This window comes from Alteribacter populi, assembly GCF_002352765.1.
Classification (GTDB): Bacteria; Bacillota; Bacilli; order Bacillales; family Salisediminibacteriaceae; genus Alteribacter; species Alteribacter populi.
This window is the reverse complement of sequence record NZ_KZ293963.1, coordinates 2,735,339-2,760,152: the sequence shown is the minus strand read 5'-3', so window position 1 is coordinate 2,760,152 and position 24,814 is coordinate 2,735,339. Positions and strand designations below refer to the sequence as shown.

23 protein-coding genes are annotated in these 24,814 nt (G+C 42.1%); 13 read left to right on the top strand and 10 right to left on the bottom strand.

What is annotated here, in order from left to right; translation table 11 throughout:
- Positions 1 to 102: 102 nt before the first annotated feature.
- The 5 genes from CDZ94_RS13100 (at position 103) to CDZ94_RS13080 (ending at position 5,776) form a co-directional block, all read left to right on the top strand.
- On the top strand, positions 103 to 2,274 hold the full coding sequence (locus CDZ94_RS13100; RefSeq protein WP_096437744.1) for an ATP-binding protein: 2,172 nt from the start codon (positions 103 to 105) through the stop codon (positions 2,272 to 2,274).
- Positions 2,275 to 2,581: 307 nt separating this feature from the next.
- Entirely contained in the window at positions 2,582 to 4,375 is a 1,794-nt protein-coding gene (locus CDZ94_RS13095) for a M3 family oligoendopeptidase (protein ID WP_096437742.1), read from the top strand.
- Between the two features lie 48 nt (positions 4,376 to 4,423).
- Positions 4,424 to 4,756, top strand: coding sequence for a YwdI family protein (locus CDZ94_RS13090; RefSeq protein ID WP_096437740.1), 333 nt, complete (start codon positions 4,424 to 4,426; stop codon positions 4,754 to 4,756).
- A 175-nt stretch (positions 4,757 to 4,931) separates the two neighbouring features.
- Complete coding sequence (locus tag CDZ94_RS13085; RefSeq protein ID WP_096437738.1) at positions 4,932 to 5,234, top strand: hypothetical protein; 303 nt, start codon at positions 4,932 to 4,934, stop codon at positions 5,232 to 5,234.
- A gap of 164 nt (positions 5,235 to 5,398) precedes the next feature.
- Entirely contained in the window at positions 5,399 to 5,776 is a 378-nt protein-coding gene (locus CDZ94_RS13080) for a DUF423 domain-containing protein (RefSeq protein ID WP_096437736.1), read from the top strand.
- Between the two features lie 178 nt (positions 5,777 to 5,954).
- Here the strand turns inward: CDZ94_RS13080 and gerQ are convergent, their stop codons facing one another.
- The 5 genes from gerQ to CDZ94_RS13055 all read right to left on the bottom strand — a co-directional run bounded on the left by gerQ (position 5,955) and on the right by CDZ94_RS13055 (position 11,860).
- Entirely contained in the window at positions 5,955 to 6,479 is a 525-nt protein-coding gene (gerQ, locus tag CDZ94_RS13075) for a spore coat protein GerQ (protein ID WP_232735679.1), read from the bottom strand.
- Between the two features lie 943 nt (positions 6,480 to 7,422).
- Entirely contained in the window at positions 7,423 to 7,854 is a 432-nt protein-coding gene (locus tag CDZ94_RS13070) for a cell wall hydrolase (RefSeq protein ID WP_096437734.1), read from the bottom strand.
- 260 nt (positions 7,855 to 8,114) lie between these two features.
- The gene (gene hemQ, locus CDZ94_RS13065; RefSeq protein ID WP_096437732.1) at positions 8,115 to 8,858 is read right to left on the bottom strand and encodes a hydrogen peroxide-dependent heme synthase; all 744 of its coding nucleotides are present in this window, start codon (positions 8,856 to 8,858) and stop codon (positions 8,115 to 8,117) included.
- 292 nt (positions 8,859 to 9,150) lie between these two features.
- Complete coding sequence (locus CDZ94_RS13060) at positions 9,151 to 9,903, bottom strand: enoyl-CoA hydratase/isomerase family protein (RefSeq protein WP_096437730.1); 753 nt, start codon at positions 9,901 to 9,903, stop codon at positions 9,151 to 9,153.
- A gap of 28 nt (positions 9,904 to 9,931) precedes the next feature.
- The gene (locus CDZ94_RS13055) at positions 9,932 to 11,860 is read right to left on the bottom strand and encodes an oxidoreductase (protein WP_096437727.1); all 1,929 of its coding nucleotides are present in this window, start codon (positions 11,858 to 11,860) and stop codon (positions 9,932 to 9,934) included.
- A 252-nt stretch (positions 11,861 to 12,112) separates the two neighbouring features.
- Here CDZ94_RS13055 and pta point away from each other — a divergent pair, with 252 nt between their 5' ends.
- Positions 12,113 to 13,090 carry a phosphate acetyltransferase gene (gene pta / locus CDZ94_RS13050; protein ID WP_096437724.1) on the top strand — a complete coding sequence of 326 codons (978 nt, stop codon included), beginning with the start codon at positions 12,113 to 12,115 and terminating at the stop codon, positions 13,088 to 13,090.
- Positions 13,091 to 13,151: 61 nt separating this feature from the next.
- On the opposite strand, the gene lipL is transcribed toward pta, so the two are convergent.
- On the bottom strand, positions 13,152 to 13,979 hold the full coding sequence (lipL, locus tag CDZ94_RS13045) for an octanoyl-[GcvH]:protein N-octanoyltransferase (protein ID WP_096437722.1): 828 nt from the start codon (positions 13,977 to 13,979) through the stop codon (positions 13,152 to 13,154).
- Between the two features lie 229 nt (positions 13,980 to 14,208).
- Here lipL and CDZ94_RS13040 point away from each other — a divergent pair, with 229 nt between their 5' ends.
- The 3 genes from CDZ94_RS13040 to CDZ94_RS13030 all read left to right on the top strand — a co-directional run bounded on the left by CDZ94_RS13040 (position 14,209) and on the right by CDZ94_RS13030 (position 16,824).
- Positions 14,209 to 14,433 (top strand): YuzB family protein, encoded by a 225-nt coding sequence (locus CDZ94_RS13040; protein ID WP_096437720.1) that lies wholly within the window; start codon positions 14,209 to 14,211, stop codon positions 14,431 to 14,433.
- A gap of 577 nt (positions 14,434 to 15,010) precedes the next feature.
- The gene (locus CDZ94_RS13035; RefSeq protein ID WP_096437718.1) at positions 15,011 to 16,315 is read left to right on the top strand and encodes an HD domain-containing protein; all 1,305 of its coding nucleotides are present in this window, start codon (positions 15,011 to 15,013) and stop codon (positions 16,313 to 16,315) included.
- Positions 16,316 to 16,317: 2 nt separating this feature from the next.
- Positions 16,318 to 16,824 (top strand): YwgA family protein, encoded by a 507-nt coding sequence (locus tag CDZ94_RS13030; RefSeq protein ID WP_096437715.1) that lies wholly within the window; start codon positions 16,318 to 16,320, stop codon positions 16,822 to 16,824.
- A gap of 152 nt (positions 16,825 to 16,976) precedes the next feature.
- Here the strand turns inward: CDZ94_RS13030 and modB are convergent, their stop codons facing one another.
- The 3 genes from modB to CDZ94_RS13015 all read right to left on the bottom strand — a co-directional run bounded on the left by modB (position 16,977) and on the right by CDZ94_RS13015 (position 18,771).
- Positions 16,977 to 17,630, bottom strand: coding sequence for a molybdate ABC transporter permease subunit (gene modB / locus CDZ94_RS13025; RefSeq protein WP_096437713.1), 654 nt, complete (start codon positions 17,628 to 17,630; stop codon positions 16,977 to 16,979).
- Between the two features lie 29 nt (positions 17,631 to 17,659).
- The gene (gene modA / locus CDZ94_RS13020) at positions 17,660 to 18,424 is read right to left on the bottom strand and encodes a molybdate ABC transporter substrate-binding protein (protein WP_157911759.1); all 765 of its coding nucleotides are present in this window, start codon (positions 18,422 to 18,424) and stop codon (positions 17,660 to 17,662) included.
- A gap of 155 nt (positions 18,425 to 18,579) precedes the next feature.
- On the bottom strand, positions 18,580 to 18,771 hold the full coding sequence (locus CDZ94_RS13015) for a 2-hydroxymuconate tautomerase (RefSeq protein ID WP_096437709.1): 192 nt from the start codon (positions 18,769 to 18,771) through the stop codon (positions 18,580 to 18,582).
- Positions 18,772 to 18,937: 166 nt separating this feature from the next.
- On the opposite strand from CDZ94_RS13015, the gene CDZ94_RS13010 reads away from it, so the two are divergent.
- Positions 18,938 to 19,465, top strand: coding sequence for a YwhD family protein (locus CDZ94_RS13010; RefSeq protein ID WP_096437707.1), 528 nt, complete (start codon positions 18,938 to 18,940; stop codon positions 19,463 to 19,465).
- A 308-nt stretch (positions 19,466 to 19,773) separates the two neighbouring features.
- Here the strand turns inward: CDZ94_RS13010 and CDZ94_RS13005 are convergent, their stop codons facing one another.
- Positions 19,774 to 21,855 (bottom strand): transglycosylase domain-containing protein, encoded by a 2,082-nt coding sequence (locus CDZ94_RS13005; protein ID WP_096437705.1) that lies wholly within the window; start codon positions 21,853 to 21,855, stop codon positions 19,774 to 19,776.
- A 227-nt stretch (positions 21,856 to 22,082) separates the two neighbouring features.
- On the opposite strand from CDZ94_RS13005, the gene speE reads away from it, so the two are divergent.
- From speE to CDZ94_RS12990, 3 genes are all read left to right on the top strand, one after another.
- The gene (gene speE, locus CDZ94_RS13000) at positions 22,083 to 22,910 is read left to right on the top strand and encodes a spermidine synthase (RefSeq protein WP_096437703.1); all 828 of its coding nucleotides are present in this window, start codon (positions 22,083 to 22,085) and stop codon (positions 22,908 to 22,910) included.
- A gap of 12 nt (positions 22,911 to 22,922) precedes the next feature.
- Positions 22,923 to 23,801 (top strand): agmatinase, encoded by an 879-nt coding sequence (gene speB, locus CDZ94_RS12995; protein ID WP_096437701.1) that lies wholly within the window; start codon positions 22,923 to 22,925, stop codon positions 23,799 to 23,801.
- A gap of 532 nt (positions 23,802 to 24,333) precedes the next feature.
- Positions 24,334 to 24,810 (top strand): YwiB family protein, encoded by a 477-nt coding sequence (locus CDZ94_RS12990; protein WP_157812085.1) that lies wholly within the window; start codon positions 24,334 to 24,336, stop codon positions 24,808 to 24,810.
- The last annotated feature ends 4 nt before the right edge of the window (positions 24,811 to 24,814 follow it).

Genomic DNA, 24,814 nt, shown 5'->3' with positions numbered 1-24,814 from the left:
CTTCGTAAAAAAACTGAAAAAAATGTCGTATTTTCTACACATATGCCCTAAGCGATATACTATAATGGTGAGAGTGAAGAACGCTTGTAAGGGAGAAATCTTATGTTTCAGACACTCAGAGCAAAACTCCTCATTTTCTTTTTGCTTGTAACTTTTATTCCGTTAAGTGTTGTAGGAGTGATGGGTTACTATGCACAAAAAAGTGAATTAACGAATAATTTAGAGCAATCTTTGTCTACACATACGACGAATATGGCTCAAGAAATAGAAATGTTTATTCGAGAACGGTTATATGATGTTAACTATTTATCAAGAAACCCTATTATTATGGAAGAACAAGAGGATATTCAACAAATTAGACAGCAGTTTAATGAATTTTTAGCCATTCATGATATTTACTTCGGGGTCGTGCTTGCTGATACCGATGGGACGGTAATTGCCGATACGGACGACAACATCGCAGGTAACGATGTAACAGACAGGGCTTGGTTTAACCATTCAATGAAAGGCGATCCGTTTATTTCAGATATTTATCGGTCTTCAATTATTAATGATCCTATCATTGTTCTATCTGCACCAGTCTTTAACTATGAAGATGAAGTTATTGGTGTGATTACGCCCTTGTTTGATTTAGATGAGCTCGATCAGACTCTCGAGACGTTTACGCGGACCCAGCCGATAGGGGATGCACAAGGGTATGCATTTTTGGTTAATGGTGACGGAGAAGTGATTTCCCATCCGGATTCCTCTAAAGTACTAGAGATAAACTACATGGAACGTTTTTCGACTTCACAGGATGAGCTGGATGAGCTTGCGGAAAACAAGAGCTTAACTTCCTATGACGGGGAAGAAGAAGTTCACGCTTTTTCAAAAATCAATCAAGTGCCTGGTTTTGAAAACGATTGGTATATTGGTGTGGCAGTAGACAAATCGGAGATGTACGCACCGCTGACGCGTTTGTTATATCAATACTTAATTGTATTTGGTGTTGTGTTGTTAATTATGACAATTGCTGTATTTCGACTATCCCGATACATCGTCAGACCTGTAGAACAACTCGTTGATACGACTACGAATGTTGCTTTCGGAAAACGGGCAGAGCCGAAATACGTAAATGCTTATGAGGAAATTAACCGGTTAAACAATACATTTGACGAAATGACACAAAAGCTTGAGGAGAGAGAGAAGGGTCATAAGAAATCGTCCCTCATTCTTGAGACCACTGACAACGGTGTGTTTGCGATCAATCGGATAACAAAAGAAGTGACTCTGTTTAATAAGCGCTGTGAGGAAATATTCGGAATTAAGCGAGAGCATATCATTGGCCAAAAGGCTACTGAAATGAGCGCTTCGTCAACAGCATTCAGCAATTTAATCGAGTCAGGAAACCTTATTGAAATGCTAAGTAAAGATGAAGTTCGCCAAACATATGAGGTGGAGTGTACGATCAACGAAACGCCCCATTTCTTTTATTTGAGCATTACCTCGCTTCCGAGTATTTCAAAAGAAAATGTTCATGAAGAGATGCTTGTGGTAATCCATGACCTTACAGAAAAACGGCTGATGGAACGGGAGCTTGTTCGTTCGGAAAAGTTAAAGGTCGTCGGACAAATGGCAGCAGGACTAGCTCATGAAATCCGCAATCCATTAACGACGATTCGCGGCTTTATTCAACTGTTTGATAATAAAGAGGAGTCTTCAAAGAAACGCTATTATGATTTAATTATAAATGAAATTGATCGCGTGAATATTATCCTAACCGACCTGATGAATATTGCAAATCCAAAGACATCAGAGGTGTTGAAGGAAACGAATTTGGAGCTTTTACTGGATGACCTCCTACTCTTATACCAATCTCAAGCTCGCAAGAATGGGATTGAAGTTCATACGTATTTTCATGGGCGGTTACCGACAGTATGTTTGGATGCAAATAAAATACAACAAGTATTTTTAAATCTTGTCCAAAATGCTGTTGAAGCAATGGAGAATGGGGGGAGGCTAACAGTCAGTACTTCTTACCAAAAGCAAGAAGAAGAGATTGTCATTTCTTTTTCCGACACGGGTACCGGAATGGATGAAAATACGCTAGGTAAGCTAAGTACACCGTTCTACACCACGAAAGAGACAGGCACGGGACTTGGATTGACTACCAGCTATCGCATTATTGAAGAAATGGATGGCCAAATCTCTGTTACCTCAAAACATGGAGTAGGAACTACATTTACGATTCGCCTTCCTGCTGAACAGGGACAAGCTATACTTACTAAAAAATAAACAGACATGAAAAAAGAGGCTTCAAAAGGGTCAATAACATTGACCTTTTGAAGCCAGTTTTTTAAGTAAGTTGAAAACACAGCTTTTATCTTTCGAGTTATTGTAATATTCTTTATTTTTGTTTTTGAAACATGGTAAAGTGAAACTACACATAATAGAGTAACAAAGTATAAACTAGTCATGAAGGTCAAAAGTTGTTGTTATGTGTACGGTAGCTCAGAAAAGAATGCAATGGTGTCTTTATGTAAGAATCTAATCAACAGTTCGCAAAACTACTTCAAGACCATTAGCGAGAGGGGCAAACAAAATGAAACAAATGTATCATCAAGTTTGGGATTTAGATGCAATCTTTCCAGGGGGAAGTGAATCGGACAAATTCCAGTCGTTTTTAATAACGTTGGAAGAAGACATTACCCAATTTCAAAAGGATTTGGACTGCACTGAAGTGTCGAAGTCTGAAGAATCGTTATTTAATATTGTTCATGTTCTCGTTCGTGCACAGGAGATTTCAAAACGAGTCCGGGAAGCAGGTGCTTTTGTTAGCTGTTTAACTGCTCAAAACACAAAAGATGACCAGGCGAAGCTTCTCACAGGAAGAGTAAAAAAACTGTCTTCCTCCTATTCTTCTGTAATGACGTCTATTGACGACCTATTATTGGGATTAACTGATGATTTATGGAGTCAACTTTTAGAGCTAGAAGAATTGAAAGCTCTTACATATAACTTGGAAGAAAGACGATCCCTGGCAAAGGATAAGCTATCAGGTGAAAAAGAAAAATTGATCCAATCGTTGTCTGTTGATGGTTATCACGCGTGGGGAGATTTCTATAATACGATTGTTGGCAGAATGACGATTAATGTAGAAGAGGACGGAGAAGAAAAGTCCTTATCTGTTGGTCAAGCGGCAAACAAAATGGGAAGTAAAAACCGTGAGACTCGTCAATACATGTCTGATAAATGGGAAAAAGCATGGGGCGATGAAGCCGAACTGTTTGCAAACACATTGAACCATTTGGGCGGATTCCGCTTACAAACGTATGAAGCTCGCGGCTGGGATAATGTCTTAAAAGAACCTTTAGACATTAACCGAATGCAAGAGGAAACATTAAAGGTGATGTGGGAGACGATCGAAAAAAATAAACCAAAATTTGTTCAATATCTGAAAAGGAAAGCGGAACTTCTCGGTCTGGAAAAGCTTGATTGGACTGACGTCGGCGCACCTCTGACAAGTGAAGTGGAGGAAGTCTCCTATGACGAGGCAGCCTCGATGATTGTTCAGCAATTTGGATCTTTCAGTCCGAAAATGGCTGACTTTGCTCAGAAAGCGTTTAACGAACGTTGGATTGAAGCAGAAAGCCGCTCTGGTAAACGCCCTGGGGGATTTTGCACGAGCTTTCCTGTATCAGAAGAGTCTCGTATTTTCATGACATACGACGGTTCTGCTTCCAATGTTGCTACCCTTGCCCATGAATTAGGGCACGCCTATCATCAGCATGTGATGAACGACTTGCCGCAAATGGCCCAGCGTTATGCGATGAATGTAGCAGAAACGGCGTCTACTTTTGCGGAAATGATTGTTGCTGATGCTACTGTTAAGCAGGCATCATCAAATAAGGCAAAGGTCCAATTGTTAGATGATAAGCTCAACCGGAGTATCGCATTCTTTATGAATATCCATGCGAGGTTTTTATTTGAAACTCGCTTTTATGAAGAACGTAAAAAGGGTCTTGTAAGTGTACACAGGTTAAATGAAATGATGTTGGGTGCACAAAAGGAAGCCTACTGTGATGCGTTAGGTTCATATTCACCTCATTTCTGGGCTTCAAAACTTCATTTTCACATTACAGGAGTGCCATTCTACAATTTCCCGTACACGTTCGGCTATTTGTTCAGTATGGGAATTTACGCACGAGCGGCAGAAGAAGGTACAGCCTTTGAAAAACAATATATTGATTTACTTCGCGACACAGGTCGCATGCAAGTAGAAGATTTAGCAAAGAAACATTTAGACGTCGATCTAACACAGCCTGAATTTTGGCAAAAGGCGATTGACTTAGTCGCGGAAGACGTAGATACGTTTATTGATTTAACGGAAAAATAAAGCTATGCTAGTATGGGAAAAGCGTGGAAGAGGAGGGGAACGAGCACCATGAATATTTCAGCGAAAACTGTAGTGGCTAAGATGGAGCAGGAACTTGCTCAATTAAAACGGGAAGTCGATTCCGGTGTCACTGAAAACGGTCGTTTTCGTGAGCATGTTACGGCACTACGAACGTATTGTGACTTGCTTTCATCAGATTCCAACCGCGAAACCAATGTACAGCATACTTCTTCGATGGCTGCACTGGAAAGGCAGAAAATGATGGGGGACTTAGAGGACAAACCCTCCGTTAAGAAGGATCGTCAGCCTGCAACGAAATCTTCTTTGGATATTTACGATGCAGATGACAAACCAGATAGCGATAACTTGTTGGATTTTTAGCGTACAAAATAATAAGTGGAAAAACCCGGTCTCCTAGAAGATTCGGGTTTTTTGCTGTTTCGAGATGATATTTCCCGTCGGTGGGGGCGTGTTTCTTATGCGCTTTTAATGTTTTGTTCAATGCATGGTTTCGGAAAAATAGGAGATAGTGTGGATAAGGAAGGAGTGAGTAGTGATGTTTAACAATTCAGGAAATACAGGTTTTCCGATTTATTTTCACATTTTTACAGGGGGTGAAACGGAGTCAAAGTTGACCGAAGATCGCTACGAACTATTTGTAAACAATCATTACATAGGCGATCACACTTTGTACGCAGAAAAAGAGGATGTAGCAGGTGTAAAGGATTTTCTTCATCAGCAAGGGTTTAAGCATGTAAATATAGAGGTGAACGGAGACCACATCGTCGTCATTACACCCACCCACGAAGAAGCAGAACGAATGGAAAATGCCTTACGAGTTTTTGTACAGAACCGGTAAAGACTTGGCTTATACTTTCCTCCATCAAAGGGGTTAAATTACTTAAAGTATGAGGAAAGCAGGATTATTCAGACATAGGACAAATGGAGTTTCCTTTACAGGCTTGTATATGATATTCTTTCATTGTTTAGTAAAAGCCGGAAAATTAGTAAAGGAGATCGTATATGAAATTATTTTTGTTGCTAGGAAGTGTGAATGCATTTTTATTTGTAGCATTAGGTGCTTTTGGAGCCCATGCATTGAAGGATAAGCTGGAGCAAGGTGGTTATTTAAAAACCTTTGAAACAGCGGTTCAATATCATATGATTCATGCACTTGCATTAATTGTAGTAGCGATTTTAACGAAGTACTTATCTTCTACCGGACTTGTGCATGGTGCTGGCTGGGCTTTTTTCATCGGAATTATTTTATTTTCCGGAAGTCTCTATGTAATGAGTGTAACAGGCATTAAGGTTCTAGGAGCAATCACGCCATTAGGTGGCATCGCCTTTTTAGTCGGATGGGCTCTGCTATTTGTCGCTGCTATGAATCATTCAGGGTAAAACCGAATGAAAGAAAACAGGATAAAGTCTATCCTTTCAAAAAAGAAGCTGGCTCACTGGGGAGCTAGCTTCTTTTTAGGATGTGGGGATCCATGCTTTATACGAGTAGTAAGTGGAGTCATTGGTAGATAAAAATTCTTCGTGCGAATGAGCTGAATTTAGTTTGCTGCTTATTACATTATCGCGGTGAATACGTTGCCAACTGGGGATCAAATCCCTCTTCAAAAGGGTATTCATATTCAAGCGGCTCATCAAACGTTACATAATCAAGGTTTACCATCAAAAGGAGGTAACGTTTATCTGTTTGCGGATCACTAAGAATAATGTGATCTCTTCCCGCTGCTTCAATAACTCCTTTAAAGATTTTTGCATTCCATCTTTCGTTGTATTCAAACGTCATATAAAAAGTACCGACTTTCCCTCGGTTCAAGCGAAGTATATTTTCGATGTAAGACTGTTCAATTGGAAGCTGACCTGGCATCTGTGCAGTAATACCGAATGGTCCTTGCTGCTGCTGTTGCTGTTGTCCGCCTGCGAAACCTGGTTGAGGTGGCTCAGGTGTTCCGGGAAGAAACTGTTGCTGCCCGTTTTGCATCCCATTCATTCCATTCATCCCATTCATCCCCATACCATTCTGATTATATCCCATCCCTTGAGAATTGCGGTAAGCGTCAAATCCAAATTGTGGGTAAGGATAATACATTACATCACGTCCTTTTGCTAATTAATAACGTTGCAAACATCTGGACAACCACTGAACCTGTGCGAAGGTAATACAGTTTACTATCCCGAGTTTACCGATATCTTCAGCTTTTTCCTATAAAACGGATGAGAGAAGAGTGCCGTTGTAAGTTTTACACCTCCTTAAATGCTGATCTCCATTGCAGTAAATCGGGAAGGTTTATTAGAAAGCTGGCGCACCTGCGCTATTGTATTACTATGAATGAAGTGAATAGGCTATGCTCGATTGAAATGGTTTTACAATGAAAATGCTGAAACAATTTAGTACAGAAAGGAGTTTAGAAAAGCGCAAGGCACCTGCTTTTCGGCGACATGCATAACCTACCGCTTCGGAAATACACTACGCTTTCCGTGGGCTCGCGCTGAGCCTCCTCGTTCGCAAAATGCGCTCACTGTGGGGTCTCAACGCCTTCGCTTTCCCGCTGGAGTCTACGTGTATTTCCTTCGCTGGTATAGTGCTTTGTAAATTCATCACATTGATGAAGTCAAACAATGGCTATTCATTTTTATAATGGATGATTGGAGCGAAGGGCAGTCGACTCCTGCGGGAAAAGCAACAACTGAAGATCCCGTGGAAAGCGACTGTCCGGAGCGGAAATCAATCTACTTCTATGTCGCAGTTTATATATTTTGTGTCAAGAACAACAATCTTTTAGAAAACAGCCCTACTTATAAAGGCCCGAAGACACCACAACACTTCTGCGGAAGTATAATATGCTTCTCATATGAATGATTTCTGAGCTAATGACATACTCATATTTACTTTTAATCGGGCAGGTTATTTAACACGAGCCGATGGCGCCTGGGGCTAGACACAGAAACGTAGATTTTTATACTATTTTATCTCTCATGAAAAAACGACCGAAAATTTTCGGCCGTTTCGCATTTCTCCTCGGAAATGAATTTTAAAAAGTGCCATAAACTTCAGGACAATCAGCATGTTCAGGGCTGTAAAAACAGTGGAGTTTGTAACGTCCAGTAGTTGGCTGCCCCCACCATTCTGGAGGACATGGACCGTCGGGACGGAAAAACCATAGGGAAAACTCCGCAATACCCGTACGCTCTCCGTTAACCAATCGCCGTGCTAATCGTTTATCGCGCTCCCTGGCACGTTGATAAAAGTAGCCTTTTTCTGTTGCTTCAAATCCCCCTGGTGATTGATGAACCATTCTAGGAACCGTATTGATGTCTTCGAAGTCCAAGCAAGGCACTCGTACCCGGTTAACCATGACATTACCTGCCTTAAGCATCCCGATTTCTCCTTCACCTTCAGCCTCTGCGCGAACTAATCGGGCGAGCATATCGATATCGCTTGAAGAAGCTTTAATAACAGCCATTCATTTCATCTCCTTTAAGACTTCTTCCAATTGTGGATAACGGTTAAAGTACGAATTGGCATTCACAAGCTAATGTCATACTATGAAATAACCAGCAAGTCGTTGCTTGACCTATGTGGAATCCTTTCGTTATTTTTACGTAGTTGGGTAAGGGATGAATTAAAAAGGTGATAGCAATTATGGAGGGTAAAAAAAACAGCCGACTGATGCATCGACTGTTTCTTAGTATTTCTTACGAGATATCTATGCAGTTTTTCTTATTATATATAGAGGAATTTTGGAAGAGCATCTTCGTCAAGGTATGTCCCGACGTAGAAAGATCCAAACTCTCCATAGCGAGCACTTACTTCATCAAAGCGCATCTCATAAACGAGCTTTTTAAATTGAAGCACGTCGTGAGCGAAAAGTGTGACGCCCCACTCCCAGTCATCAAAGCCAACGGAGCCTGAAATAATTTGGCGGACTTTTCCGGCATACTGACGTCCGATCATCCCATGGCTGCGCATCATGGAACGCCGCTCTTCCATAGGAAGCATGTACCAGTTATCTTCTCCATCACGACGCTTGTCCATTGGGTAGAAACAAGCATACTGCCACCTTGGTAGGATCGGCTTTAAGCGAGCTTGAATTTCCGGGTCTGTTTCCGGGTCGACTTCAGGTGGCAGGTAGTTACTCAATTCCACAACTGAAACGTAGGAGTATGTTGGAATTGTGTATTCTGCTAGGCGTGTTTTGTTAAAGGCATTTTCTAATTCATTGAGTTCGTCCATTGTCGGGCGAAGAACCATGATCATAAGGTCTGCTTTTTGGCCAAGAATGCTATATAAAGCATGGCTTCCGTTGAATTTTTCCTGTGTGGCACTCCACTTGTCTAGAAGTTGTCTAAACTCTGCAATAATCGATTCGCGTTCCTCTGATTCAAGGTTGCGCCACGCTGGCCAGTTCATAGAACGGAAATCATGCAAGCAATACCAACCCTCTAATGTTTTAGCTGCTTCACTCATTCGAAACACTCCAATCTACTTGTTAAATCATAACTTACGAGGTGATCTCAATGTCAAAAAAGAGCCTTTTGAGACTACCTGTATGTAATCATGTTCATTTATTACATGAATTTTTACTCACTCTTATTATACTATTAGCAAAACGAAAAACCAAACGACTTGCCGCTTGGTCACTGTTTTATCACAAAACTCTGTACTCAAATGGTTTGATGTTTTTTTAAGTATTTCAACTCAAATGATGTTACGGACAGATGAACGATCATTTGAGTTGAAAAACCGTTACAATAGGGATTTACTTCACCGTACTTTTTAAAAATTGCTTAATCGCGAGAAGGTGTTCTTCAGATTTACCGGCTTGCTGCTGACCTTTTCGTTCTTCCTCTAACACCTCATCTAAACTTAGATTCAATCCACATTTCATATTGTTTTTCATATTCGCATAAGCAGTGGGAGGGGCTTGCTTCAAAACGTTGATTAGCGAATCTGGCTTGCCGATATGATGAATCAGTCCTATTCTATATGCTTCTTCAGCACTCACGGAGTCACCTAACGCGAGCTCCAACGCTTTTGATAAACCGACGAGGCGCGGGAGAAAATAAGAAGCGCCGGCATCGGGAATGAGTCCGATTTTCATAAAACTCAGAGCGAGCTTGGCATCGCGATCTGCTACCCTGTAGTCGCACGCTAAAGCAATACTTAAACCTGCACCAACGGCTGTTCCATTTAAATAAGCTAAAGTAGGTTTATTAATAGCATCCATAAGTTTAATCAGCCGATTGTAGGTTCGCTCCAAATATTCTCCATGGTCAAAGTGTTCCATGGAGGCAACAGGAATACTTTTTAAATCAGCCCCGCTGGAAAAAGCACTATCTGTTCCGGTTAGCACAATGACACGTATACTTTCATGTGACCGTGCATCCTGAAGGCACTCATAAAGCTCATCATGCATTTTTTCATTGAGGGCATTTTTTACTTCAGGTCGATTTAGTGTAATTGTCCCGACACCGTTTCTAACCTCGTAACGTAACGTTTGATAGTCCTGCATTTTACTCCTCACTCCTTTAAAGTATTCGTTAAATTGCACGTCCAACGAGTGTGCCGTCATATATTGCCTTTTTTGCATCCAACCCTAATGCGTGTTTGGCGCCACCGATGATGTGGACATTTTTACCTTGGTCTTCAAACTTTGAGGCTAGGCTATTATTCACTAGCTGTCCACTTGCAAGAATGATTGCCTCTGCTGGAATCAAACTTTCTTTACCATCGACTTCGACAACAACACCGGACTCATCTATCCGTTTATATGTTGTGATCCCGCCAATCATCCGTATATGATGTTGCTTTAATTCCAATATGGTAGCCCAGCGCGTTGTTTTTCCTATTCCTCTGGCAAAACTTTTACTTCGTTGCAACAGAGTGAGTGATTTCACACCTTTTTCCTTCAAATATAAGGCGAGATCACAAGCGATTCCACCACCACCAATAATGATTGCGTTTTCATTAATGTTCACATTTCCATCAAACACGTCACGATAGCTGTAGACATGCGAGCTGTCAACCCCAGGAATATCAGGGATACGAGGTGTGATCCCCGTTGCGATAATGATTTCATCAGCTTCTTTTACAGTCTGGTCGTTTTCATTGATTCGGCTTCCGAGAACGACTTTTACTCCTAACAAGCGGAGTTGAACCTCGTAGTATCGGAGCGTCTCGTAAAATTCTTGTTTTCCCGGAATCCGCTTTGAATAATTCAGCTGTCCACCAATTTCATCTTTTTCATCAACAAGTGTAACAATATGGCCTCGTTCTGCTGCTACTCGTGCTGCTTCCAAACCGGCAGGTCCCGCTCCAACGACGAGGATTTTTTTCGGATGAAAAGTGGGGGAGAGAGTTAACTCAGTTTCTCGACCGGCTTCAGGGTTTACGAGACAAGTGGCTGCTTTTCCTTCAAATACGTGATCAAGGCATGCTTGATTACAAGCGATGCATGTGTTAATTTCTTCCGTACGTTTTGCCTTTGCTTTCGTTAAAATTTTTGGGTCAGCGAGAAAAGGTCTGGCCATAGAAATCATATCGACACTGGCTTTTTCCAACAATTTTGCTCCATCACGAGGGTCGTTGATTCTATTGCTAGCGACGACCGGGATTTGAACGGCTTCACGAATTTTCTCAGCAACCGGTACAAAATGAAGCCGTGGAACCTTCATTGAGATCGTCGGCACTCGTGATTCGTGCCAGCCAATGCCGATGTTAAGTAAATCAGCACCTGCAATTTCGAGAGCTTTAGCCCAGGAGATGGTTTCTTCTGCCGTTGTACTATTTTCAATGAGATCTAAACCAGACATACGAAAGATTACAGGGAAATCATTGCCGACCTGCTTACGGACGGCTTCTGTGATTCTGAGGGAAAAAGCGATACGCTTTTCAAAGCTGCCTCCCCATTGGTCAGTTCGTTGGTTCGTAACAGGCGAAACAAATTGATTGATCAAATAACCTTCAGAGCCCATAATTTCGACTGCATCAAAGCCTGCCGCTTTAGCCCGCCTGGCTCCTTGAGCGAAATCATCAATCGTTTGGATTATTTCCTCATTTGAAAGAGCCACGGGTGGATCAGGATTAATAGGTGCTTGAAGAGCAGAAGGTGCCACCGGATCACGGCCAATCATCGCCTTATACGCGTACCGTCCAGCATGAAAGAGCTGCAATGCTATTTTCCCTCCTGCTTCGTGAACGCCGTCAGTTAGCGGTTTCCACCTGTCAATATCATCGTCGGAGTCTATCATCATAAAGTCGAGACCGCCACTTCCCTCAGGACAAACGGCGGCTCCGCCAGTTACGATAATTCCGACTTCATGACGGGCTCTAAGTTTGTAGAATTCCGTAAGCTTTTCAATTCCATTTTCTAACCCTTCAAGCCCTACGTGCATGGACCCCATCATTACGCGACTTTTGAGGGTAAGATTTCGAATCGTGAACGGTTGAAATAAGGCATCACATCCCATGAAACTCCTCCTTTTAATGATAAATGAAGTCAAAATAGTGTGACAATGAGTGATTATTCATTCATTATACTGGAGATTGGATAAAGGAACAATGAACTTGTAAAAATAAGGCTATCGAAGCATACGAAAAAGAGCAGGTGTGTTCTGAAAATTAGAACTTTGTGAAGAATTGATCATAACAATTTATTTTTTTTATGTTAAGGAGTATCCTTATAAATAATAGTCATGGTACGAAAACAAGGAGGAATCACTGTGAGCGACTTATTTACTTCCATTTCGGAAAAAGTGAAGGCGGAAAATCCGACGATTGTTTTACCAGAAGGTACAGACGAACGTATTTTAGAAGCTGCCGTTCGCTTAAAGCAAGATGGTGTACTTACGCCAATTTTAGTAGGGAATGAAAAGGAGATTCAAGGGAAAGCAGAAGAATTAGGTTTGTCCATTGAAGGTCTTGATATTTATAACCCTGAAACATATGAGCACTTCGAAGAGCTGGTTGAAGCTTTTGTAGAGCGAAGAAAAGGGAAAGCAACACACGAGGCTGCACGTAAAATCCTTAAAACTCCAAACTACTTCGGAACGATGCTCGTTTATGTCAACAAAGCACATGGCCTTGTTAGTGGGGCGGCCCATTCTACTGGTGACACAGTTCGGCCTGCACTGCAAATCATTAAAACGAAAGAAGGCGTTGGGAAAACGTCAGGCGTTTTCGTTATGGTGAAAAACGGCCAAAAGTTCATTTTTGGTGACTGTGCGATCAATATTTCTCCAGATAGCAATGATCTAGCAGAAACAGCAATCGAAGCGGCTAAAACAGCCCGCGTATTCGATATTGACCCAAAAGTTGCGATGTTAAGCTTCTCAACAAAAGGGTCGGCTAAAAGTCCAGAAACAGACAAGGTCGTAGAAGCAACGCAAATCGCAAAAGAGCGTCACCCTGACCTCATGTTAGACGGAGAATTCCAGTTTGATGCGGCCTTTGTTCCATCGGTTGCAGCAAAAAAAGCACCGGATTCTCCACTAAAAGGAGAAGCCAATGTCTTTATTTTCCCGAGCCTTGAAGCAGGAAACATCGGGTATAAAATTGCGCAACGATTAGGCGAATTTGAAGCCATTGGCCCGATCTTGCAAGGGTTAAACAAACCAGTAAATGACCTCTCCCGCGGCTGCAACGTGGAAGATGTCTACAAGCTGGCGCTAATCACCGCAATGCAAGGACTAGCTGAATAGGTGCCTGAATAGGTGCCTGACCCCCACCGCTGTACAGTATTAACGCGTTGGGGGTCAGGCACTATAATTTTTCGTTTCGTTTGATTATTCTTTCAAGATTTTTTTCATAAAGGTGCCAGTCTTCTTCGGTTAGTGTCAAGTTTCCAAGCTGTTCCGAATACGGTCGTAGTGTGAGGAGCAGGGAATGAAGGAGGTCAGTCATTGCTAGAGGCTTACCGCTGATTTCTTCTAATGACGCCATCTTTTCCGGTATGATCTCTGGATAGCTAAATTTCGTTGTTGCACCGTTCACCGCTTTATCGTAAAAACGGCGGATCAAGGCTGCTCTTTTACTGCCGCTTCCGTTTACAGCTAAATAAATCTGAACAGCTACACCTCCGCGCAGACGCCGTTGCGAAATCCCCGCAAACTTTTGCCCACCCACACTTAAATCATAACGCCCTGGGCAATACGATTCAGCTATTTCTCCATCTACTATATCTAGTCCTAAATCTTCAAGCCAGTGCCGAACAAAGGACGTCATCGCTTCATATCCACTGTCAATAGATAACCGTTTTTCTTCTTTAAAAATTAATGAAAGATTAAAGATCCCTTCATCTAAGACGACGGCAAGACCGCCCGAATTTCGAACGATCACATCGTATCCATTTTCGCGTAAAAAATGGATGCCTTCATCAATATAAGGAAGCCGGCTATCTTGGATACCGAGGACAATGGTTCGGTCATGAACCCACGTTCTAGCAATGCCTCTGTTGTTTTCACCAGAGACTCTCTTGCAGAGGGTATCGTCCATTGCAAAGGAGTGCATTGGATTTTTTGTCAATCCAGTTGCGGACTCATCTAGCACATGCCAGCTTGTTCTATTTAATAAATCATGTCTATTTTTCATCTTGTTTTCTCCCTTTGAGAGGTTGTTCAAAAGCTTATAATAAATAACTTCGTCGTTGATATTTTGCTACATGAGTATATCATATTTGCCTTCAAAGCGTGTTTAGACCCATTTAAAAATTGGACAAGGTTACCGTTGCAAACACGGTGAAGCTCATAGTAAAATACTCGTTAGTGAATGAAAACAACATTGTTTTTCAGCACGAAAATACAATAAAGTGGTGGTTAATGTGGCAAATGAATTTCGTATTTGTGACGATTGTCAGGCCACAAACATTAAGACACTCGTACCAAAGTTAAAAGAGCTCGATCCGGACGCTGATGTAAAAATCGGCTGCCAATCGTATTGCGGACCTGGCAGGAAAAAAGTTTTTACATTCGTTAATGATCGGGCATTAACTGGACTTAGTGAAGAGCAACTCATCGAAAAAGTACTGAAACGAATGAAAAAATAAAGCGAGATGCTGTCTCAAAGCTTGATTTTGTTTAACTTTGAGTCACCTTCAAGCCGCGTGACATCGTGTATAAAGACAGGAGGGGTGCCAAAAGATGAGCTTTTGCCAGCCCTTTTTTCTTTGTTTACCAACAAATTATATTTTTTTAAGGCTCTGGGTAACATTTTAAAGTTGGAGCGACATCTAGCTCCAGGCGTCCTCTCCGTTAGTCGGGCGCCTTTCAAACACTTCAAGAGCAATTCCAACTCAGCTAGCTTCAACAGACACCAATTTAATAATCACAATAACTTACATATTTACTAAAGGATCGTGTATATAAAGAGGGGGCTGAAGCTTGCCTGCGGAAAGCGAAGCCATGAAAGCGGCACCCTTTGTATATGAGTTCTAGCGTTATTCAGCAATCCCTACTTAGCAGAAGACCTATAGCAAAACAGCTATTTTTAGCCGACTTTTTAAACAATATCGATAAGTTGTTAGTAAGTTTTGTATAATAGAATCAAAGAACGAGGTCGAAAAAAGAGCAAAAACAGCAGAACTGCATACCATCTTGATTGGAATGTATGAAAGGAGCTACATAATGACGGGCCGTTATAAAAAATTAGAAGAGGAAAAAGTGTTCAAGGACCCGGTTCACCGCTATATTCATGTACGCGATGAGTTAATTTGGAAGCTTGTTGGAACGAAAGAATTCCAACGGCTGCGACGCGTGAGACAGCTTGGGACAACCTATGTGACGTTTCATGGGGCGGAACATACAAGATTTAATCACTCATTAGGTGTATATGAAATTATGCGACGAATGGTGGAAAACATTGAAGAAAAAGAAGACTGGGATCCGGAAGAAAGACTGGTCTGTTTAAGTGCAGCGCTTCTTCACGACGTCGGACACGGACCTTTTTCTCATTCATTTGAAAAAGTGTTTCATACAGACCATGAGCATTGGACAAGGGAAATTATTTTAGGGAAAACGCAAATCAACGCCGTATTAAAAGGCATGGGTGAGGGCTTTCCAAAGAAAGTAGCCGATGTGATTGCAAAAACCTATTCTAATAAGCTTGTTGTCAGCTTAATTTCTAGCCAAATTGATGCCGATCGGATGGATTACTTGCAGCGTGATGCGTTTTATACAGGAGTCAGCTACGGCCATTTTGATATGGAGCGTATTCTTCGTGTGATGAGGCCGACAGAAGAACAAGCTGTTTTCAAAATTAGTGGGATGCATGCTGTGGAAGATTATATTATGAGTCGTTATCAAATGTACTGGCAGGTGTATTTTCATCCAGTCACTCGGAGTGCCGAAGTAATTTTGAGTAAAATCTTACATAGAGCGAAGCATCTCTATGAAAAAGGGTATACATTCAAAGAGAAGCCTCGTCATTTTGATTCACTTTTCGCAGGTAGTATAACGTTAGAGGATTACTTGAAGCTCGATGAGTCCGTCATCATGTATTATTTTCAAGCGTGGCAGGAAGAAGCCGACTCGATTTTAAAAGACTTGTGCGACCGGTTTATGGATCGACGTTTATTTAAATATGTAGAATGCGACCCGAGCACGCAAATGAACATTTGGCCAGAGCTCCTTCAGCTTTTTAAAGAAGCCGAGATCGATCCACGTTATTACTTGGTCATCGATTCATCATCTGACTTACCTTATGATTTTTATCGCCCAGGGGAAGAAGAAGAGCGTCTCCCGATTCACTTGCTCATGCCTAACGGTGATTTACGGGAATTATCAAGAGAGTCAGATGTTGTGGAAGCCATTTCAGGAAAGAAACGAACAGACCATAAGCTCTATTTTCCGAAAGACTTTTTAGAAGATTACAGCAAGCACGGAGATATAAAAAAGCGGATTCAAACTTTGTTAATGACTCAGGGGGGATAACCATGCTAAATGAGCATGCTAAACTGCTGTCACTTATTCAGCAGGCAGGCGAGATCGTAGGACGTAAAAAGCTTCAGAAGATCGTTTACATCGCCAAAAAGCTAGAATTTCCATTTTATGAAAAATATCAGTTTCACATTTATGGACCGTACTCAGAAGAATTGTCGCTTCGAATGGAAGAAATGCGCGACTTAGGGTTTATATCCGAGGTAAAAGAGAAAAAAGGCGGCTATCATCAATTTCGATATGCGTTGTCGGAAAAAGGAGAGGAGTTTCTGACAATTTCAAGCTTTGACTTTCCGGAAACAAAAAAGGTACTCGACAACCTAAACAGTCAAAGCTCACGTTTTTTAGAGCTCGTCTCAACGGTTCTTTATTTTGAAGATCTGTCGGCAGAAGAAATTAAAGAAAAAGTCTTTACGGTCAAAGCAAAGCAAAACTATACAGAAGAAGAAGTGAACGAAGCATTTAACTTCATTAAACAATTGCGCGAAGTAGAGGCAGAGTAAGCGGCTGTTCTTTGTACTTATACAAGAGATTCTTAAAAGATCAGAAAGTATAGAGCGGACAGCTACCTTCACGCCACTCGTCTCAAGGGAAAAGCATCCTTGAGACTTTAAAAAATGCGGCGGAAGCTAACGCTGTTTTTAATAAAAGACCGCTATGCGGTTTTTTTTAACTGAACAAAAAACAGCATAAAGAAGGCGAGAATGACAATCGATATAACCCAATACAATGCGAGGGTTGCGTGCCCTGATTCTACCGCCAAATAAATCGCCGTAGGGATCGTTTGTGTCCGCCCGGGAATATTGCCGGCAAACATGAGCGTAGCTCCGAATTCTCCAAGTGCTCGGGTGGTTCCGAGGACATATGCGATGAGCAGAGCATTCCTTGATAGTGGAAATGTGACATAACGAAATGTTTGCCAACGTCCGGCACCATATGTTCTCGCTACGTCTTCAAGGTCAGAGTCGACAGCTTCAAACCCAGCTTTCATCGTTTGGTACATGAGTGGGAAAGCGACCACAGTGGCGGCAATGACAGCGGCGGTTACCGAGAACACGATCGACTGTTCAAACACCGCTTCATAGGCTCGGCCTAACAAGCTTTCCCTGCCCAAAATACTCAAAAGTCCAAATCCGACAACGGTAGGCGGGAGGACTAAAGGCAGCATAAGTAAGGTCTCAATGACCGTTTTTCCTTTGAAATTTTTTCGTTTTAGAAGGCTAGCGAACAGAATTGCAAGCAAAAAGGTGAGAAGGCTTGCAACGGTTGTTACTTGTATCGAAGTGTAAATCGGCGGCCAAAAGGACATTATATTCACAACACTTTACGAATCATTTATCATTCAATCGTTTGAAAACCGTAGCTCTCAAACTTCTCCTTACTTTCAACTGAAAATAGCCAGTCAATAAATGTCTCAGCTTCTTCTTTATAACGGGTTCCTTCTAGCAAGGCAGCGGGATAGATGATGGGTTCATGCAATGACGTGTCTACTGTAAACTGTTTTTTGATCTGATCTGACCTCATTGCGTCTGTTTCATAGACAATTCCCGCATCGGCATTTCCCGTTTCCACATAGGTCAAGGCCTGACGGACGTCCGAAGCGTATACAACATGCTCCTCTACTTCTGTCCATACGTCATATTCAAGTAATGCCTCAAGAGCGTAATGCCCTGCAGGCACAGTGTCAGGGTTTCCAATTGTAATGGATGTGATCTGCTCAACGGCTAAAGAGGAAAGGTCGTCCATCGTAAAACGGTCATCTCTTGTGACAACGACAAGACGATTCACAAGCCAATCTTTTGAATCGTATACATGGCTGTTTTGATGTAATATCTCAACATCAAAGGCTGAAGCAGACAGGAAAACATCAGCAGGGGCTCCACGTGTAATCTGCTCTCTTAAGTTTCCGGAAGAGGCAAATTGAAAGACGAGCTCAATATGAGGGTAGTTCTCTTCAAATTCTTCCTTCATCTCAGTTAAAACAGGAGATAAAGAGGCAGCCGCGAGAATATGAAGTTCAGTTTTTCCCTCTATATGAGAATCTGAGCTGCATCCAACCAAGACTAATGGGAATAGCAATAACAGCATGAATAATGTGCGCATAAAAAGTCTCCTATGTACTCTTTCAAGATGCATGTTCGCTATCTTTTATTATAGCGTCAAGTTCAGGTTTTGAAAATGAGAGAGCTAAAAATACAAGGGTTCCCAAAAGGTAAAAACATTACGCTTTTGGGAACCCATTCTATTAAATACAAGTATTACTCTGCAAGGTCACTGATCCTCTTTCCATTGACAGCGTAATGGTTCGGTGCCATTTCTTCAATGATCACGGCGACTTTCTCTTTAGGAGCATCTGTCGTTTCGGAAACAGCATCGGTTACTTTTTCGACTAAAGCGCGTTTTTGATCGTCAGTACGACCTTCTAGCATTTTTACTGTTACATAAGGCATGTGAGTTCGATCCTTTCCTTTTCAGACATTATCGTTTTCTCTATTTACTTTACCCTTAATTTCTAAACTCGTCACCCATTTTACCCCGGTCACTTTTGTCATACATGCAAGAAGGAATTTGAATATGATAAACTAAACAAAACAGTGTTGAAATGGAGGATGGATCATGAAAAATTTGTTTGACGACAACAAAGGAAAAAAGCGCGGACAGGGCTTTAATATATTGAGTTCAGATTCAACAGACGGTCATGGCGGTTACGGTGCGGGTGTCCTTAACTTAAACAACATGTCTCCTGTGTTTATTGATGTGGAAGAGGGAGAAGCGTTCGTTGATATGGGTGCGTTGCATGCGCGAAGCTCTGTGGAAAAAGGGATAAAATTTTTAAAAGAAAAAGACCAAGTACCTAACGGAAAGCCGTACTGGCTCGTATGGGTGACTGTTGAACATAAAGCAGAAGGTGCTTACTACGCAGGTGTTGCAGCATGTGAAATGACAGTTGACCGTGAAATTCGTCGCGGCTACAAAAGCTTACCTGAGCACGTAAACAACATGGATAAGTCACTGAAAGGTCGAATTATCGTTGAGCAAATGGATGCCAAGTCAAAAGGCGTTCTAGCTGCATTTTTGGAAGAAAAAAATGCCGATCTGTGGAAACGTTCATCTGATGAACTGAAAGAAGGCTTGCAAGGATAGCCGGAAGTCGATGGACAGATTTTGATTGTAAATAACCGCGAACTCAATTGTGAACGTATTGTGAACAAATAATGAACTGCATGAATCTGTCTTGCGATTTTTCGATGAACTTTGTAAAATTAACGTACGTGTCAAGAACACACGCATACTAAGACAAAAAACAAGCGAAGGGGATGCCAACCCTTCGCTTGTTTTTTTAGAGAAAGTATAGAAATCTACGCTTCAATCTGCCGGTCGAAAATGCTTGTCGCACGACGCCAAGGCGCTGCACTTTTGTTCTATCTTCCCCCCTAGGTTTCTCATTGTGATTAATCAAACCATTCAAAAAATCGATCCATAAGGCGTGTTCTTTCCTCGGGATCATCCTCTTCTATGATCGAACGTTGTGGATCGTTGTCACCAAGGTGATCGGTACAATACTCTGTCGGTTCCGTTCCTCGTAAAAAGTAGGTTTTACGCTGGATTGGGCAGTGTTCGGTCGCTAACTTACCGTTAAGCGGATTAATGTCTACAGCTACTACGTTGCTTGGTTCATGAAACGGTAGCATCAATTCATCACTTAGCGCTTGCTCGGTAAATTGGGCCCAAATCCGTTTTGAATGGGCACTCTCTGGTCCGGACAACGCTTTTTGCTCATCATTTCCTACCCAAACCCCGGTTAGAAGCTGAGGTGTATAGCCAATCATCCAGCTGTCAAAGGAGGTAGAACCGCTTTTTCCAGCGACAGGACGGTTAAGCAAATGCATTAAGCTTCGCCCTGTAACCGCAGCTCCTGCGGCCGTTGCTTCCAGTTCTTGTTCGAACATCCCGTGCATTAAATCGGTCATAATAAAGGCCAGTGAAGGATCAATAGCCTTTCTCCCTTGCGAATCAGCTTCAAATAAAATGTCCCCGTTTCGGTCAATAACTTTCGTTACAAGCTGGGGTTTCATTTTATAACCGCCATTAGCAAAAGGACTGTAGGCGTTTGTTAATTCCAGGACACCGACATCAGCTGCACCGAGAGCTGTTGCAGGTACCTCTTTCAAAGGACTTTCAATTCCGAAGCGAGCGGCAGTTTCCACAAGCTTGTCAAATCCGAGAAGGAAATGCGTTTTCATCGCGTAAATGTTATCTGATACAGCAAGAGCTTGAAGCATAGTCATATAGTCGTCTTGATATTGATGATTGAAGTTTTTAGGTGTATAGGTTTTTCGTCCGTCATCATACTTGAACGTTGTTTCCTCACTTTTTAACATCGTACCTGGGCGGAAACCGTTCTCCAACGCTGCGTAATACAAAAAAGGTTTGAGTGTGGAGCCTGCATGGCGTCGGGCCTGCGTAGCACGGTTGAAAGAACTTTCCCGGTAATCACGCCCACCTACTAAAGCTTTTACGTGACCATTTCGAGGGTCCATTGAAACAAAGGCCACCTGCAGCTCTTCCTCTCCGTCCATCTCTTTAGCGATCCAATCCTCAGCTACTTGCTGAGTTTTAACATCTAAAGTCGTTTGAATTTCCAAGCCCCCGGAATTAATGACAGCAGGGTCGAGTTCAAGTTCGTCCGTCAACCATGTTTGGACAGCATCTTGAAAATAGGGTGCCATTCGTTTTCCTTGTACATCTTCTTGATGAGACAACTCGAGAGTTTCGTTCATTGCTTCTTGTAATTGTGTTTCGGTAATTTTCCCGTCATCAGCCATTGCGTGAAGAACGACGGCTTGTCTTTCTTCTGCACGTTCCGGATTAATAAAGGGAGAATATAAGCCGGGACCCTTTGGAATCCCCGCCAGCATAGCGGCTTCAGCAATCGAAAGATCCTCTGCATGTTTGTTAAAATACAAGTTAGCTGCGGCTTCAATTCCGTATGCACCATGACCATAATAAATTGTATTTAAATAGCCTTCTATTATTTCACCCTTTGAATAATGCATTTCGAGGCGTAATGAATATACGGCCTCGTTTAATTTACGCACCCACGTTTTATCATGAGACAAGTAGAGATTTCTTGCGTATTGCTGGGTAATCGTACTGGCACCCTGAAGTTTAGAACCGGCAAGGACATTCGTCATTGCTGCACGACCGATTCTTAATACATCGAATCCGTGATGATCGTAAAACTTCCGGTCTTCAATAGCGACCGTCGCATCAAGAACGGTATCTCCCATTTCATCAATAGGGATCCAGTGTCGATTTTGGCCTTGATGGTGCTCCCCAATCACTTCACCGTCAGCAGAATAAATGACGGTAGTTTCGGGAACAGAAAGGGAAGGAGCGCCAAGTTGGTACACATAAGCAAGAATGGCAACTGTAATGGCCATTTTGCCTACAATTGAAAAAAGGCCTACTCTCAGTGCTTGTCTCCACCATTTAATTTTCTTGTGGTATTCCGTTCTTGTACCGATTTCCATCCCTTTCACCTCACTAGCAAGAACCGTTATTATCCCTGTATTTATAAGGAAAATAAAAGACGTTATTCCACAGTTTTCCACAAACGAAAACGGGTTATACATGTTAGGAGAAAAGTGCGGGTGAAAGGAAAAATCATTCCCATTTTGAAAGAGATGAATTATACTTCAAGAGGTTATTTTTTCTCAGACGTTTTGAACGACCTTAAAATTATGAAGAGGTGAACGATGTGTCTATTTGGTTTACAGAAAAACAAACGAAAGATTTCGGTATTACCGCTAGAATTAAGCGAACTTATCATAGTGAACAAACAGAGTTTCAACAGCTAGACATGGTTGAAACAGCTGAATTCGGAAACATGCTGCTTTTAGATGACATGGTCATGACGACGGAAAAGGACGAATTTGTCTATCATGAAATGGTGGCACACGTGCCGTTATTTACCCACACGAATCCAAAAAATGTCCTTGTTGTCGGTGGCGGCGATGGAGGCGTTATTCGTGAAATTCTGAAGCATCCGCAAGTCGAGAAAGCAACACTCGTTGAAATTGATGGAAAAGTGATCGAATACTCAAAAGAATATTTACCGTCCATTGCAGGAATGCTCGACGATCCCCGAGTAGAGGTTAAAGTGGATGATGGGTTTATGCATATTGCCAAAAGTGAAAATATCTATGATGTGATTATGGTTGACTCGACTGAGCCAGTCGGACCAGCTGTGAATTTATTTACAAAAGGGTTTTACGAAGGGATATCTAAAGCGCTGAAGGAAGATGGAGTGTTTGTCGCGCAAACGGACAACCCATGGTTCCAACAAGATTTGATCCGTAATGCTTACCGCGACGTAAAAGAAACGTTCCCGATTACCCGCTTATATACCGCAAACATTCCAACATATCCGAGCGGACTTTGGACCTTTACGATTGGTTCTAAAAAGCATGATCCACTTAAAGTAGCAGATGATCGTTTTCACGAACTCGATACGAAATACTATACAAAAGACATTCATCGTGCCGCATTTGTTTTACCAAAATTCGTTGAAGACCTGACGAAATAAGGAGGAGCCGCCATGTTTTTTGACCAAGGCTATTCGGGTAAAGTATTTATCATGGGAGATCGCACCTACGAAGACAGTCCAGTTGTTATTTTTGGCATGCCGATGGATTACACCGTAAGCTTCCGGCCAGGTTCGCGATTTGGTCCTAATCGTGTCCGTGAAGTATCGATCGGGCTTGAAGAATACAGCCCCTATATGGACCGCCATTTAGAAGACGTAAATTATCATGACGCAGGTGATATGCTGCTACCATTCGGAAACGCGGCTAAAAGCCTCGACATGATTGAACAGTACACAGATAAACTTCTCACTGATGGTAAATTCCCGGTCGGACTTGGCGGCGAGCATTTAGTGAGCTGGCCGATCATTCGTTCGATGTCAAAAGAGCACGATAATCTCGCTGTCATACATATCGATGCACACGCTGATTTACGAGAAGAGTACGAAGGGGAAACATTGTCCCACTCCACACCAATAAGAAAAACGTGTGAACTCATCGGCCCGGAAAATGTGTATTCATTTGGCATTCGCTCAGGCATGAGGGAGGAGTTTCAATACGCAATTGAAAGCGGCATGCACATGAGCAAGTTTGAAGTCGCAGCACCGTTAAAAGAAATACTACCCACTTTATCAGGGCGCCCGGTATATGTGACGATTGATATTGATGTTCTGGACCCGGCATTTGCTCCAGGGACCGGAACGGCAGAAGCAGGGGGTATCTCTTCAAAAGAGCTGCTCGATGCAATCGTTGCTATTGCTGAATCAGATGTAAATGTAGTCGGTTGTGACCTTGTGGAAGTTTCCCCGCCATATGACCCATCTGACCAAACAGCCATCGCAGCAAGTAAGTTTATCCGTGAAATGATTTTAGGATGGACAAAAAAGAAATAAATCGTTAATCGAAGATATCAAAAAGGCCGCTAAAAAGAGCGGTTGGAGAATATGATCTCCTGCTAAATATCACCACGTCCTTCTCGACTCCTACACATATTAAGTGAACCTCCTCGTTTTGTAGGGGGTTCTTTAGTATTTTAAGAGTAAAGCATAAACGTTTCGATACCTAGCTTCAGGAGTCATCGTCTCGTGTCAAATAACCTGCCCAATTAAAAGTAAAAAGTGCTTTTTATCGTACAGAACTTTTGCATTTCGTCGGGCACACGGGCGCTTTATAAAGAGGACAGCTACCTTCACGCCACTCGTCTCAAGGGAAAAGCATTCCTGTCCCGAGGAGGCTTGGCAGTTCGTCCGCGGAAAGCGAGCAGATGGAGGCCAACGAAGCTACATAAAGTCCCTCTTAATTTAACACCAAGCAACAACCTTAACAGACTTCTTATATTTGGACAGCGTCGATACCTTGAATAAATAGGGTGAAATCAGCTATAATGTGTTAGTTATAGAGGATAGAAACCATGATAAGCGAAAAATGAAATATAAAGCTCAGAATGAAAGTTCGGTGACAGTAATGGAAGGGCTCGCAGTTCATATCAATATGAAAACAAAAATACAAGATCAAGGACACTCCGATACAAACACGATAAACACGATGGGTCGGATGCTGACTAAAGGAGACATAACCTATTTACGCTTTGAGGAGCCCCAAGAGGAAGGGGAGAGTGTCGAACGGACAATGCAAACGGTTAAAATTCAGCAAGGGGAAATGACAGTGATCCGCAAGGGAGCGATGAATATGAATCAGCGCTTTGTATCCGGAGTAGAAACTGAAGGAACTTATCAAAGCCCTTATGGCCCAATGAGAATGCGAACCAATACGAAAAATGTTCGTTTTTTATGGGATGAGACATCCAAACAAGGAGAAATACAGCTCCAATATTCCCTCACATTGCAAGGGGATTACGCAGGCGAATACGACATGCGTGTTTCGTTAAAGGAGGAACAATAAGTAC

Bases quoted from the DNA above. Each gene is read 5' to 3' on its own strand.
- CDZ94_RS12990 (WP_157812085.1), top strand. From the start codon at position 24,334: ATGAAATATAAAGCTCAGAATGAAAGTTCGGTGACAGTAATGGAAGGG.
- CDZ94_RS13080 (WP_096437736.1), top strand. From the start codon at position 5,399: ATGAAATTATTTTTGTTGCTAGGAAGTGTGAATGCATTTTTATTTGTA.
- CDZ94_RS13095 (WP_096437742.1), top strand. From the start codon at position 2,582: ATGAAACAAATGTATCATCAAGTTTGGGATTTAGATGCAATCTTTCCA.
- CDZ94_RS13100 (WP_096437744.1), top strand. From the start codon at position 103: ATGTTTCAGACACTCAGAGCAAAACTCCTCATTTTCTTTTTGCTTGTA.
- CDZ94_RS13010 (WP_096437707.1), top strand. From the start codon at position 18,938: ATGAAAAATTTGTTTGACGACAACAAAGGAAAAAAGCGCGGACAGGGC.
- CDZ94_RS13030 (WP_096437715.1), top strand. From the start codon at position 16,318: ATGCTAAATGAGCATGCTAAACTGCTGTCACTTATTCAGCAGGCAGGC.
- CDZ94_RS13090 (WP_096437740.1), top strand. From the start codon at position 4,424: ATGAATATTTCAGCGAAAACTGTAGTGGCTAAGATGGAGCAGGAACTT.
- CDZ94_RS13060 (WP_096437730.1), bottom strand. From the start codon at position 9,903: ATGCAGGACTATCAAACGTTACGTTACGAGGTTAGAAACGGTGTCGGG.
- lipL (WP_096437722.1), bottom strand. From the start codon at position 13,979: ATGAAAAATAGACATGATTTATTAAATAGAACAAGCTGGCATGTGCTA.
- hemQ (WP_096437732.1), bottom strand. From the start codon at position 8,858: ATGAGTGAAGCAGCTAAAACATTAGAGGGTTGGTATTGCTTGCATGAT.
- gerQ (WP_232735679.1), bottom strand. From the start codon at position 6,479: ATGTATTATCCTTACCCACAATTTGGATTTGACGCTTACCGCAATTCT.
- speB (WP_096437701.1), top strand. From the start codon at position 22,923: ATGTTTTTTGACCAAGGCTATTCGGGTAAAGTATTTATCATGGGAGAT.
- modA (WP_157911759.1), bottom strand. From the start codon at position 18,424: ATGCGCACATTATTCATGCTGTTATTGCTATTCCCATTAGTCTTGGTT.
- modB (WP_096437713.1), bottom strand. From the start codon at position 17,630: ATGTCCTTTTGGCCGCCGATTTACACTTCGATACAAGTAACAACCGTT.
- CDZ94_RS13015 (WP_096437709.1), bottom strand. From the start codon at position 18,771: ATGCCTTATGTAACAGTAAAAATGCTAGAAGGTCGTACTGACGATCAA.
- CDZ94_RS13035 (WP_096437718.1), top strand. From the start codon at position 15,011: ATGACGGGCCGTTATAAAAAATTAGAAGAGGAAAAAGTGTTCAAGGAC.
- CDZ94_RS13055 (WP_096437727.1), bottom strand. From the start codon at position 11,860: ATGGGATGTGATGCCTTATTTCAACCGTTCACGATTCGAAATCTTACC.
- CDZ94_RS13005 (WP_096437705.1), bottom strand. From the start codon at position 21,855: ATGGAAATCGGTACAAGAACGGAATACCACAAGAAAATTAAATGGTGG.
- CDZ94_RS13085 (WP_096437738.1), top strand. From the start codon at position 4,932: ATGTTTAACAATTCAGGAAATACAGGTTTTCCGATTTATTTTCACATT.
- CDZ94_RS13070 (WP_096437734.1), bottom strand. From the start codon at position 7,854: ATGGCTGTTATTAAAGCTTCTTCAAGCGATATCGATATGCTCGCCCGA.